General features: G+C 64.4%; 13 protein-coding genes. 7 read left to right on the top strand and 6 right to left on the bottom strand.

All coding sequences use genetic code 11. From position 1 onward, the window contains the following. The first annotated feature begins 83 nt into the window (after window positions 1-83). Both amn and ACNQP3_RS25805 read left to right on the top strand, forming a co-directional pair. The gene (gene amn / locus ACNQP3_RS25810) at window positions 84-1547 is read left to right on the top strand and encodes an AMP nucleosidase (protein ID WP_012274352.1); all 1464 of its coding nucleotides are present in this window, start codon (window positions 84-86) and stop codon (window positions 1545-1547) included. A gap of 6 nt (window positions 1548-1553) precedes the next feature. Continuing rightward, window positions 1554-2192, top strand: a complete 639-nt coding sequence (locus ACNQP3_RS25805; protein WP_060494267.1) for a pseudouridine synthase — start codon at window positions 1554-1556, stop codon at window positions 2190-2192. Between the two features lie 35 nt (window positions 2193-2227). On the opposite strand, the gene ACNQP3_RS25800 is transcribed toward ACNQP3_RS25805, so the two are convergent. Beyond that, window positions 2228-2431: a DUF2788 domain-containing protein gene (locus tag ACNQP3_RS25800; protein WP_003249787.1), complete on the bottom strand. Its 204-nt coding sequence runs from the start codon at window positions 2429-2431 to the stop codon at window positions 2228-2230. A gap of 54 nt (window positions 2432-2485) precedes the next feature. After that, window positions 2486-2962 (bottom strand): Lrp/AsnC family transcriptional regulator, encoded by a 477-nt coding sequence (locus ACNQP3_RS25795; RefSeq protein WP_003249795.1) that lies wholly within the window; start codon window positions 2960-2962, stop codon window positions 2486-2488. Between the two features lie 393 nt (window positions 2963-3355). Here ACNQP3_RS25795 and ACNQP3_RS25790 point away from each other — a divergent pair, with 393 nt between their 5' ends. Beyond that, the gene (locus ACNQP3_RS25790; protein WP_060494266.1) at window positions 3356-4192 is read left to right on the top strand and encodes a DUF6515 family protein; all 837 of its coding nucleotides are present in this window, start codon (window positions 3356-3358) and stop codon (window positions 4190-4192) included. A gap of 34 nt (window positions 4193-4226) precedes the next feature. Here the strand turns inward: ACNQP3_RS25790 and ACNQP3_RS25785 are convergent, their stop codons facing one another. Both ACNQP3_RS25785 and ACNQP3_RS25780 read right to left on the bottom strand, forming a co-directional pair. After that, window positions 4227-5099, bottom strand: coding sequence for a cation diffusion facilitator family transporter (locus ACNQP3_RS25785; RefSeq protein ID WP_012274349.1), 873 nt, complete (start codon window positions 5097-5099; stop codon window positions 4227-4229). A gap of 22 nt (window positions 5100-5121) precedes the next feature. Beyond that, a complete protein-coding gene (locus tag ACNQP3_RS25780) occupies window positions 5122-5541 on the bottom strand; it encodes a hypothetical protein (RefSeq protein ID WP_012274348.1) in 420 nt (139 codons plus the stop codon). 116 nt (window positions 5542-5657) lie between these two features. Here ACNQP3_RS25780 and hrpB point away from each other — a divergent pair, with 116 nt between their 5' ends. Further along, window positions 5658-8186 carry an ATP-dependent helicase HrpB gene (hrpB, locus tag ACNQP3_RS25775; RefSeq protein ID WP_060494265.1) on the top strand — a complete coding sequence of 843 codons (2529 nt, stop codon included), beginning with the start codon at window positions 5658-5660 and terminating at the stop codon, window positions 8184-8186. Between the two features lie 18 nt (window positions 8187-8204). Here hrpB and ACNQP3_RS25770 read toward each other — a convergent pair whose 3' ends face one another. After that, complete coding sequence (locus tag ACNQP3_RS25770) at window positions 8205-8696, bottom strand: hypothetical protein (RefSeq protein ID WP_060494264.1); 492 nt, start codon at window positions 8694-8696, stop codon at window positions 8205-8207. A gap of 87 nt (window positions 8697-8783) precedes the next feature. Further along, the gene (locus ACNQP3_RS25765; RefSeq protein ID WP_012274311.1) at window positions 8784-9440 is read right to left on the bottom strand and encodes a YciC family protein; all 657 of its coding nucleotides are present in this window, start codon (window positions 9438-9440) and stop codon (window positions 8784-8786) included. 166 nt (window positions 9441-9606) lie between these two features. On the opposite strand from ACNQP3_RS25765, the gene ACNQP3_RS25760 reads away from it, so the two are divergent. The 3 genes from ACNQP3_RS25760 (at window position 9607) to ACNQP3_RS25750 (ending at window position 11639) form a co-directional block, all read left to right on the top strand. Then, a complete protein-coding gene (locus ACNQP3_RS25760) occupies window positions 9607-10365 on the top strand; it encodes a DUF2076 domain-containing protein (protein WP_060494263.1) in 759 nt (252 codons plus the stop codon). Between the two features lie 180 nt (window positions 10366-10545). Then, window positions 10546-11025 carry an NYN domain-containing protein gene (locus tag ACNQP3_RS25755; protein ID WP_060494262.1) on the top strand — a complete coding sequence of 160 codons (480 nt, stop codon included), beginning with the start codon at window positions 10546-10548 and terminating at the stop codon, window positions 11023-11025. 8 nt (window positions 11026-11033) lie between these two features. After that, on the top strand, window positions 11034-11639 hold the full coding sequence (locus ACNQP3_RS25750) for a PolC-type DNA polymerase III (RefSeq protein ID WP_060494261.1): 606 nt from the start codon (window positions 11034-11036) through the stop codon (window positions 11637-11639). Window positions 11640-11745 lie beyond the last annotated feature (106 nt).

The following is an 11745-nucleotide window of genomic DNA, read 5'->3' as shown; positions in this document are numbered from 1 at the left end:
ATCCAGCACCGATCAATGGGGGTGTATTTAACCCAGAAGGCAGGCAAGATGGTTCACATGCATGTCCAGACAGGAAGCACAGTGTGAGCCAAGCTTTTGTAGTCGTTGATACCCCCGAACAGGCCGTCGACCGTCTGGCGGCCCTGCATGAACAGGCCACCGGGGCCCTTAGCCAGGCCCTCAAGCGTTACCTGAAGGACCGTACCGAGCCGAACGCCGAGGAGCGCGACCTGTTCCGCTACCCGGCACTGCGCCTGACCTACATCAGCCACGGTGAGGTCGCCGCCACCACGCGCGCCTACGCCAAGGTCCAGGTAGCCGGTACCTACAGCGTTACCGTCACCCAGCCTGCTGCATTTCGTGGCTACCTGCTGGAGCAACTGCGCCCGCTGATGCACGACTACACCGTCACGGTAGAAGTCGGCGTCAGTGAACAGAACATCCCGTACCCCTACGTGGTCGATCAGGGCGACGAGCTGGCCGGCAGCGGCATTACCGCCGCGCAGCTGGCGCGGGTGTTCCCCAGCACCGACCTGTCGGCCGCCACCGACAATATCGCCGATGGTCTGTACGACTGGGACCGTGCCGAAGTGCTGCCGCTGGCGCTGTTCGATGCCGCGCGGGTCGATTTCTCGCTGCGCCGCCTGGTGCACTACACGGGCAGCGACTGGCGCCATGTGCAGCCGTGGATCCTGCTGACCAACTACCACCGTTATGTCGACCAGTTCATCAGCCATGGCTTGGAGCAACTGCGTGACGACCCGCGCTTCGTGCGCATGGTGCTACCGGGCAACGTGGTGATCGAAAAGGGCATGGACCACGGCGAAACCCAGGCCCTGGTGGCCAGCGTGGTCTGGCACCGCTACCAGATGCCGGCCTACCACCTGATTGCCGCCGACGGCGACGGTGTTACGTTGGTCAACATCGGTGTCGGCCCGTCCAACGCCAAGAACATCACCGACCACCTGGCGGTACTGCGCCCGCACTGCTGGCTGATGATCGGCCACTGCGGTGGCCTGCGGCAGTCGCAAACCATTGGCGACTATGTGCTGGCCCACGCCTACATGCGCCGCGACGGGATTCTCGACCGGGTTGTGCCGCCGAATATCCCGATCCCGGCCTTGGCCGAAGTGCAGATGGCCTTGCAGGAAGCCGCCGCGCAGGTCACTGGCGAGCGTGGCGAACAGCTGAAGAAGCGCCTGCGCACCGGCACCGTGCTCACCTACGACGACCGCAACTGGGAGCTGCGCTGGGCCCAGGAGCGCCCGCTGATCAACCTGTCGCGTGCGGTGGCGGTGGACATGGAAAGCGGCACCATCGCTGCCCAGGGCTACCGCTTGCGCGTGCCGTACGGCACTTTGCTGTGTGTGTCCGACAAGCCGCTGCACAGCGAGATCAAGCTGCCGGGTTCGGCCAACGCCTTCTACAACCGCGCGGTCAGCCAACACCTGAAAATCGGCATTGCTGCTCTCGACCTGCTGCGCACCGAGCTCAACTCGCTGCACTCGCGTAAACTGCGCAGCTTCGATGAGCCGCCGTTCCGCTGAGGATTCATGTCACTGCCACCCCGTAACAAGCCGCGCCGTCCCCAGGCGCGGCCTGCCACCGGCCCGCGTCGCCAGGCCAAGGCGCCACCGGCCGAGCCGCGCCTGATCCTGTTCAACAAGCCGTTCGACGTGCTGACCCAGTTCAGCGACGGCGAAGGGCGCGCGACCCTCAAAGACTTCATCGACATCGCGGGCGTGTACCCGGCCGGTCGGCTGGACCGCGACAGCGAAGGCCTGCTGTTGCTGACCAACGATGGCGGGCTGCAGGCGCGGATTGCCGACCCCAAGCACAAGCTGGCCAAGACTTACTGGGTACAGGTGGAGGGCGAACCGAGCGACGAGCAGTTGCAGCGCTTGCGTGACGGTGTGGAACTGAACGATGGGCCAACCTTGCCGGCCGAGGCGCGGCGGCTGGAAGAACCCGAGCTATGGCCGCGCAACCCGCCTGTACGCTTTCGCAAAAGCGTACCGACCAGCTGGCTGGAACTGGTGATCCGGGAGGGGCGTAACCGCCAGGTGCGACGGATGACGGCAGCGGTGGGGTTGCCGACCTTGCGCCTGGTGCGGGTGAGGATTGGCGATTGGGCGCTGGATGGGCTGGAGCAGGGTTGCTGGCGCGAAGTCCCGGCAAAGTTAAAGCGCTAGCCGGGGCCGCAGCACGCTCCCGGCAGCCTTGAGCCTTACACCCCTTCGAGAAACCCCACCACCACGCTCTTGATGATGAAGGCCAGCACCCCGAGCCCCAGCACGAAGAACAGGATCAGCGTCCCGAACTTGCCCGCCTTGGATTTTTTTGCCAGGTCCCAGACGATGAAGCCCATGAAACCGATCAGCACGGTGACCAGGATGATCATCATCCACTCTTCGAATACGGCGGGATCCATCGGTGTTCTCCAGGCGGGTTGAGCGTCCGATTATACGCTGGCTGGCGTGAGGGTTTAACGCAGGTGGGTCAATGGCAACTCGGTGCTGGCCAGTACCTGGTTGAGCACGAAGCTCGAACGCACGCTGGTGACGCCTTCGATACGGGTCAGGCTGCCTAGAAGCAGTTTCTGGTAGTGGTCCATGTCGGGCACCACCACTTTGAGCTGGTAGTCGGCATCCATGCCGGTGACCAGGCTGCATTCCAGCACCTGCGGCAGGTTGCGGATGGCGGCCTCGAACGTTTCGAAACGCTCAGGGGTGTGGCGGTCCATGCCGATCAGCACATAGGCCGTCAGGCTCAGGCCCAGCTTCTTGCGGTCGAGCAGCGCAACCTGGCGCGAAATGTAGCCATCGTCCTCCAGTTGCTTGACCCGACGCGAGCATGGCGAAGGTGACAGGCCGATGCGTTCGGCCAGCTCCTGGTTGGAAATGCGCGCATCGCGCTGCAATTCGGCGAGGATGCTCAGGTCGTAACGGTCAAGTTTGCTCATGGCATTTGCCTTTTCTGTTCGTATTGCGGCGAATTATCAATCCAGGGTGAAAAATTGCGCAAGTGCTATTTATCTGAGCAATCTTCGCAATCATCTGTCGCAAGCCGTCCGGTATCTTTATCACCAGAATCACTGCCCGGACATCAGTCCACGGCGACGCGCCCTAAGCGGGCGGTCGCGGCCAGCCATCCAACAGGATCTGCAGGCCCCCGGGCTACACACCCTCCAGAAGACGGTGTGAGGTGAGCCGGCGCCACAAGTGCCGAGCACGGACGACAATTCCTGAAGGGAGGCCTTGTGGCCTCCCTTTTTTCTGTCTGGAAATTTAATTGGCCTGCGTGATGGGCGCGGTAGACTGGTTGCGGGCGCAGTTTTTCTACCGAGAGGAATACCATGAAGTCGCGCATCTGGCAGTTGGCAGGTGTTGGTTTGCTGGGTTTGAGCATCAGCCTCGGGGCCATGGCCGAAGGGCCGGGCGAGGGGCATGGCGAACGCGGCCAGCAGGTGCAAGGTGAGGGCGGGCCTGGCCGCTCGCTCAACTCGCGCGACGAAGTGCGCCAGACCCAGCCCCCGCGCCAGGGTTATTACCAGGACATTCCCCGCCGCCACGGTGATGACCATCACTGGCAAGCCGGTGGCCCTGGGCAACGGCCCGGTGGTGACTGGCAAGGGCGCCCAGATGGCCATGGCAATGGCTGGGGGCCTGGGCCGCAGTATCGCCCCGGGCACACCGTCGACCATTTTCCCGACCGCTACTGGAAAGTGCCTTACCGTGGTGCTGACTACTTCTACTCCGGCGGCTACTGGTACCGCCCTCATGGTGGCAGCTACATCGTGGTGAGGCCGCCCTATGGCGTGCGGGTCAATTACCTGCCGCCTTATGCGCGGGAAGTGTGGCTGGGGGGTGGGCTGTTCTTCCTGGTAGCCGATACCTACTACCAGTACCTGGCGGACAGCCAGGAGTACGTGGTGGTCAACCCACCGGTCGGCGTGCCGGCGCCCGTACCGGTGGCACCGTCGAACGGTGGGTATGACGTGGTGGCTTACCCGATGTATGGCCAGGGGCAGGAACAGCAGGAGCAGGACCGTTACCAGTGCCATCGCTGGGCAGTGAGCCAATCCGGCTTCGATCCGGCGACGGCGACGTACGCACCGCCAGCCAATGTGCTCGACAATTACCGGCGGGCGCTGGGTGCCTGCTTCAGTGGCCGGGGATACAGCATCAACTAAAGCGGTAGGCGCGGCCTGTTAGCCTGAAGAATATCTATACCGGGTCGGCGTGCACCATCACATCCGCCTGTGGATAACGCTGGCGGATCACCCGTGAGGCCTCCACGCACAATCCGTGTGCTTCATGCAGTGGTAGCTGCCCTGGTAGCTCCAGGTGCAACTGCACGAACCACTGGTTGCCCGACACCCGCGTACGCAGGTCGTGCACGCCCTTGACGCCGGGAATGGCCAGTACCCGCGTGGCCATGTCTTCGCCGACATCGCTGGGCAGTTCCTTGTCCATCAGGATTGCCGTGCTTTCGCGGGCAATCTGCAAGGCACTCCAGAGGATGTAAAAGGCGATGCCCAGGCCGAACAGCGCATCCAGCTGGGGCCAGCCGAAACGCGCCAGCAGCAGGGCCAGCAGGATGCTGCTGTTTAGCAGCAAGTCCGAGCGGTAGTGCAGGGAGTCGGCCCGCACCGCGGTAGAGCCGGTCAGGCGGATGACCTTGTACTGCAAGGCCAGCAGGGCGACGGTCAGCACCAGCGACAGCAGCATCACCGCGATGCCGATGGCGGTATCACCCAGCGGTTGCGGGGTGTGCAGGCGCTCGACCGCCTGCACGCCGATCAGCACTGCACTGACCCCGATGAACAGCGCCTGCGCCATGCCGGCCAGGGCCTCGGCCTTGCCATGGCCGAACCGGTGATCGTCGTCTGCCGGGCGCAGCGCATAGTGCACCGCCAGCAGGTTGAGGAACGAGGCTACAGCGTCCAGTGCCGAATCGGTCAGCCCGGCCAGCAGGCTCACCGAACCGCTCAGCCACCAGGCCAGCGCCTTGCTCAGCACCAGAATACTGGCCACCGCCAATGACGCGCGCGTGGCCAGGCGTAGCAGGCGCTGGTGTTCAGCCGGGGTGGTGATCATCCGTGGTCGGTGTCCTTGTGGCTCAGGCGGCTGGCACCAGGCCCAGGCTGGCCAACTGCTCGACACTGCCGCGGTGCTGGATCAGCCGAGGGTCGTCCAATGGCAGGCGCTGGCCCAGTTCGCTTTCGAGAATGGCCTGCAACTTGAGGTTGTCGACCTTGCCATCTGGTTTGACGGCTTCTTGCAGTTTGGCTGGGTCGACCTGGGCGGTGCGGCCACCTGGGTAGTAGATGGCGCCCGTGGCGAAGTCGATGCCGAAGGCGATCAGCCCAGGGATCACGTAGAACAGGATGCCAATGGCGTCCATTGCGGCAACCACAGGGTCGATCTTGCCGCCGATCTGGCCGCGCCGGTCCGGGTAGAAAATGGTGCCGCAGGCCGTCAGTTGGGTCAGCAGGGTGGCAATGAGGGCGCCACCGATGACGCGGGTCGAGATGCGCATGTAAATCTCCGAGAAGGTGTTCAGCAGGGCAAGCGAAGCGCCTGCGCCTGATGCTAAGACCATGATAGAGCAGGCTGGGTTCGCCGTTATACTCGCCAGACTGTTCGAGGACCACCATGATTTCATTACCCATTGATGCGGCCTTGCCCGCTTTGCGCCAGGCCCTGGCAAACCGTGACGAAGCGGTGCTTGAAGCGCCGCCCGGCGCTGGCAAGACCACCCGCGTGCCGTTGGCGCTGCTGCACGAGCCGTGGCTGGCCGGGCAGACCATCCTGATGCTTGAGCCACGGCGCCTGGCGGCGCGGGCGGCCGCCGAGCGGCTGGCCAGCGAGCTGGGCGAGCAGGTGGGGGAAACGGTGGGTTACCGCATCCGCCTGGACAGCAAGGTCGGGCTTAAAACCCGTATCGAAGTGGTGACCGAGGGCATCCTCACCCGCCGCCTGCAGGCCGACCCGGCACTGGAGGGTGTGGGCTTGCTGATCTTCGACGAATTTCACGAGCGCAGCCTGGATGCCGACCTGGCCCTGGCGCTGAGCCTCAATGGCCGCGAGTTGCTGCGTGACGACCCGCCGCTGAAGATTCTCCTGATGTCCGCCACCCTGGAAGGCGAGCGCCTGTCGCGGTTGCTGGACGATGCGCCGGTGGTCAGCAGCGAAGGCCGCATGCATCCGGTGGATATCCGTTGGGGGCGAGCGTTCCAGCCGGGCGAGTTCATCGAACCACGGGTGGTGGACAGCGTGCTGCAGGCGCTGGCAGACCAAGCCGGCAGCGTGCTGGTATTCCTGCCTGGGCAGGCCGAGATCCGCCGGGTGCACCAGAGCCTGCAGGAGGCCTTGGGCGATCGGCCCGAAATTCTGCTCTGCCCACTGCATGGCGAACTGGATCTCAATGCCCAGCGTGCCGCCATCGACCCGCCGGCCAAGGGCCTGCGCAAGGTGGTGCTGGCCACCAACATCGCCGAAACCAGCCTGACCATCGATGGCGTGCGTGTGGTGATCGATGCCGGCCTGGCCCGTGTGCCGCGCTTCGACCCTGGCAGCGGTATGACCCGCCTGGACACTCAGCGTATCTCCCGCGCCAGCGCCACTCAGCGCGCCGGCCGGGCCGGCCGCCTGGAGCCCGGCGTGTGCTACCGCCTGTGGTCCGAAGCCCAGCATGAGCAACTGGCCGCCCATGGCAGCGCCGAAATCCTCCAGGCCGACCTGGCCGGGTTGGCCCTGCAACTGGCGCGCTGGGGCGTTACCCCCGAGCAGTTGCGCTGGCTTGACCAACCGCCGGCTGCCGCGTTCGCCCAGGCCCAAGACCTGTTGGTGCGGCTCAATGCCTTCAAGCCTGGCAGCCGTGACAACCTCAGCGAACACGGCCAGGCCATGGCCGAACTGCCGGCGCACCCGCGCATCGCGCATTTGCTGCTGCGTGGCCAGGACCTGGGCCTGGCACAGATGGCCTGCGATGTGGCTGCGCTGCTGGGGGAGCGGGATATCCAGCGTGGGGGTGGCGCGGACTTGCACAACCGGCTGGCGCTGGTCAGCGGCGAAAGCAAGGCGGCGCGTGGCGGCCAGGGTGGCGTGCAGCGGGCGCGTCAGCTGGCCCGCCAGTACCGTGGCCTGTTGCGAGGCAAGGCCGGTGCGCCGGTCGCCGACCCGGACCACTCGCGCTGGCTGGGCGCGCTTCTGGCGCTGGCCTACCCCGACCGCGTCGCCTTGCAGCGCCGCGAGGGTGGGGCGGAGTATCGGTTGGCCAATGGCCGTGCGGCGCTGTTTGCCGAAGTTGACGCGTTGATGAAGTGCCCGTGGTTGGTAGTCGCCGACCTGGGTAGCCGCCAGGGGCAGCGTGAGGAGCGCATCTACCTGGCCGCCGAATTCGATCCGGCGTTGCTCGATGGCGTGCTGGCCGAGCAGGTCGAGCGGGTCGATATCGTTGATTGGGACGAGCGCGAGCAGGTGTTGCGCGCCGAGCGGCAGGTCAAGGTTGGCGAACTGGTCCTCAGCCGTGAGCCACTACCGGGCCTGGATGACGAGGCCAAGGCCAGGGCGCTGCTTGGCCTGGTTCGGCGCAAGGGCCTGAACCTGCTGACCTGGACGCCGGAACTGCGCCAGTGGCAGGCACGGGTGGCACTGCTGCGCCAGCTGGACCTGGGAAAGGATGGCCACAGCGAATGGCCCGACTTGGGCGACGAGGCCCTGCTCGCCAACCTGGAAGACTGGCTGCAGCCCTACCTGGGCAAAGTGTCGCGCCTTAGCCACTTTGCCGCGCTGGACCTGCCGTCGCTGTTGCGCAACCTGTTGCCCTGGCCGCTGCCACAGCGCCTGGACGAACAGGCCCCCGCGCACCTGGCGGTGCCGTCCGGCTCGAACATTCGTCTGGACTACAGCGAGAGCCCGCCGGTCCTCGCCGTGCGCTTGCAAGAGCTGTTCGGGCTTGCCGACACCCCACGCATCGCCAACGGCCGGCAGCAGGTCAAGCTGCACCTGCTGTCACCCGCACGCCGGCCGGTGCAGGTGACCCAGGACTTGGCGAACTTCTGGCGCACCACCTACGCCGAGGTGAAGAAGGATTTGAAGGGGCGGTATCCGAAGCATTACTGGCCTGACGACCCCTTGGTGGCCGAGGCTACGGCGCGAGCCAAACCTCGGGGGACCTGAGCGTGGCCGGGGCGGCTGTCAGCCGAGCGGTACGAGCAGGAAGGTGAACACTTCACCTTCCTCGACATTGAGCAAGGCCACCCAGTCGCCGCTTTTGTGCGGCGTATCCTTGATGATGCCAACCCTGTGGCCTCGGTGGTCGCGCAGATGGCAGACCAGGCCGTCCTCGGTCAGCTCCAGTGGCTCGATCTTCCAGTAGTCAGTGACGTCGGCATGCCAGTAGAAGCCCAGGTAGCCATTGCGGCTGATGCCCAGTTTCTTGGCTTGTGGTCGCCCAGGGATGCTGATGTGGTGATGCAGGCGATCGTCGGTCTGCGAGTGGTAATGAAAGTCCATCACCGGCGAGTCCTGCTTTCCCCCAACCTGTAGCCAGTCATCCTCAGGGGTAACCCCCCAGCTGAACTTGTCACTGCTGCGGCTCAGGCGCAGTGGGATGTACCGGTTGACGGCGCGCATGTACAGCCTGCCGCGAAACGACCTGGCAAATTCCGCTTTGATGTCTTCGTGCATGGTGCTTTCCTCGGTTGGCATTGAAGGTTTCGCACCCTAATGCCCAAGCGCGACGCCCAGGCAGATCGAAGACTTTCCCCGGTTGCCTCAGGCGCCGGCTTCACCTTCCAGCAGCATGAACAGGCGGTACAGCACCACGGTGCTGAACAGCTGCAGGAAGCCGCTGAGGCTGTCCATGGCCAGCTCCATGCCAGGCGAGGGTTCTGGGAAAGCCATCAGCAGCAGCCCGTCGATCAGCCAGATCGGTGCCAGCACAGCCACCACACAGAACATGATGCGCATGAAGTGACCGGTGGTCATGCTGGCACTTTCGCGCATCGCCTGCACCACCGGGCGGCCGCGCAGCACCAGCAGGTACTCGGCGAACACCAGATTGATCATGATCCATACGCCCGGGAAGACGAACAAGGCAAGGCCCGCCATGATCAGCAGCGAACTGATGAGAATCAGCAGGGCCAGTTGTGGCCAGAGCTGCAGGGCGCGGGCGAACAGGTCGCGCTTGGCGATTTCCTGGCCCTTGCTGCGGGTATCGAGGTAAAGGATCAGCGCGGCGCTGTACAGCGGGTAGAGCAGCAGGCTGACGAGCATGCCGTAGGCAGGCGATGCCTGGTCGCCCAACTGCCGGTACAGCAACTGAGTGAGCAGGGCTTCCAGCACCACCAGCGGCAGGCACAGCTGGACAATGTTCGGCAGGTGGCGGCGGAAGAAGTACAGGGAGTCGCGCAGAACGCTCAGCGGATTCATCAGTCAACATCGCATGGCAGTAAAAACAGGGGCCTAACTTTAGCCCAAAGCAGGCCTGGGGCTGTCACTTGCTGAAAAAAGTTTCACCGCGCCGGTGATTGAATCCCGCGTCCGTACGCCCCATCTTTGACGCTGTCCGTTGTCCCGCTACCCCACGAGGTCGCCCATGAACACTGAAGAACAAACCCTGATCGACGGCCTGTTCGGCCGCATCAAGCAAGCTGAAGACCCGAGCCAGCCGCGCGATCCGCAGGCCCAGGCGTGCATCGAGCAACATCTGCGTCAACAGCCGGCGGCGCCTTACTACATGGCACAAGCCATATTGGTGCAGGAGGCTGCGATCAAGCGCCTCGACGAGCAGAACAAGCAGCTGGAGGCCGAACTGCAGCAGGCCCGCGCCCAGGCCCAGGCCGCACAAGCCGCCAGCAGCGCGCCAAGCAATGGCGGGGGTGGTTTCCTGTCCAGCCTCTTTGGTTCGGGTGGGCGTAACGCGGCCCCGGCGGTGCAGCCGCAGCGTCCCGCTGCTGCCCCGGTGGCGTCGGGTGGTGGCTGGCGCGAGCCTTCGGCACCGGGCTTCTCCCAGCCGCCAACACAGCAACCTGGCTTTGCCGCCGCGCCGGCGCGCGGCGGCGCCAGCAGTTTCCTCGGTGGGGCCATGCAGACCGCTGCCGGTGTGGCCGGTGGTGTGTTGCTGGCGCAGGGTATCAGCAGCCTGTTCAACCACAACTCGCAGCCGGAAGAAGTGGTCGAGGTGATCAAGGAAGAACCGACACCGGCCAGCGACAACGGCGGCTGGAACGACCAGGGCGGTCAGCAGCAAGTGGCTGACAATGGCGGTTGGGGCAGTGACCAGGGTGGTTACGCCGACAGCGATTATGGCAGCGATGATGGCGGGTTCTTCTCGGACGACGACTCGTACGTCTGACAGGTCTGGCATACTGCTGGCATTTTTGAGGGGCGCTGTGCGCCCCTTTCGCGACGCAAGGCCGCTCCCACAGGTAAAGTGCAGGTTTCACACGCATTGCCCGACCTGTGGGAGCGGCCTTGTGTCGTGAAAGGGCTGCAACGCAGCCCCAAAATCCCAGACCGGACACGAGGTTCCCAGGTGAAAAAGATCGCGCTGTTCGCCGATGTGCAGAACCTCTACTACACCGTGCGCCAGGCCCATGGCTGCCATTTCAACTACACCGCCCTTTGGGCCGACGTCAGCCGCGAAGGCCAGATCGTCGAAGCCGTGGCCTATGCCATCGACCGTGGCGACGCCAAGCAGCAACAGTTCCAGCAGATTTTGCGCAACCTCGGTTTCGACGTGCGTCTCAAACCCTTCATCCAGCGCAGCGATGGCTCGGCCAAAGGCGACTGGGATGTGGGCATTACCCTGGATGTAATCGACGCGGCAAGCAGGGTCGATCAGGTAGTGCTGGCTTCTGGCGATGGTGATTTCGACCTGCTGCTGGAGCGGGTGATCCAGCGCCATGGCACCGAAGCCGTGGTGTATGGCGTGCCGGGGCTGACGGCGCTGTCATTGATCCGTGCCGCCACCCGCTATGTGCCCATTGAGGGCACACTGTTGCTCAAACACTAAGGTTTTTCATGGAACGTATCGCTGTCATCGACTTTGAAACCACCGGTATTTCCCCCGGTGCCGGTTGCCGCGCCACCGAGGTGGCGGTGGTAATGCTCGAAGGCGGGCGCATTGTCGAGCGCTACCAGAGCCTGATGAACGCGGGCGTGCCAGTGCCGGCCTTCGTCGCCGGCCTGACCGGCATCACCACCGCCATGTTGCGCACTGCGCCGCCGGTGGACAAAGTGATGAACGAGGTGGCCGAGTTTGTCGGTTGCACCCCATTGCTGGCGCACAACGCGGCCTTCGACCAGAAGTTCTGGGACTACGAACTGAGCCGCATCGGTCGCAGCCGCAGCCAGCCGTTCGCTTGCTCTCTGCTGCTGTCACGGCGCCTGCTGCCGGCGGCGCCGAACCACAAGCTGGGTACTCTGACACGTTGGGCTGGGTTGCCGGACACCGGGACCGCGCACCGGGCCATGGCCGATGCCGAAATGGCCGCCAACCTGCTGCAACACCTGACTGGCGTGTTGCGCCAGGACCACGGTTTACAGCAACTTTCGCACGATCTGCTTTGTCGGTTGCAGAAAGTCCCGGCTGCAAAGGTGCGCGACACGCTGGCCAAGTACCGTTAGGGCTGGCCGGCAATACAGGGCTCAAGCCGAACGCACCAAAAGTGTGCCGCTCATTTGAGCCCGTTCTGTAACGTATCTTCGCCCAGGCAGGCCGTTAAACTGAAGC

The organism is Pseudomonas sp. LFS074, assembly GCF_047978165.1.
GTDB lineage: Bacteria > Pseudomonadota > Gammaproteobacteria > Pseudomonadales > Pseudomonadaceae > Aquipseudomonas > Aquipseudomonas putida_P.
This window is presented reverse-complemented; position numbering and strand designations above follow the sequence as displayed.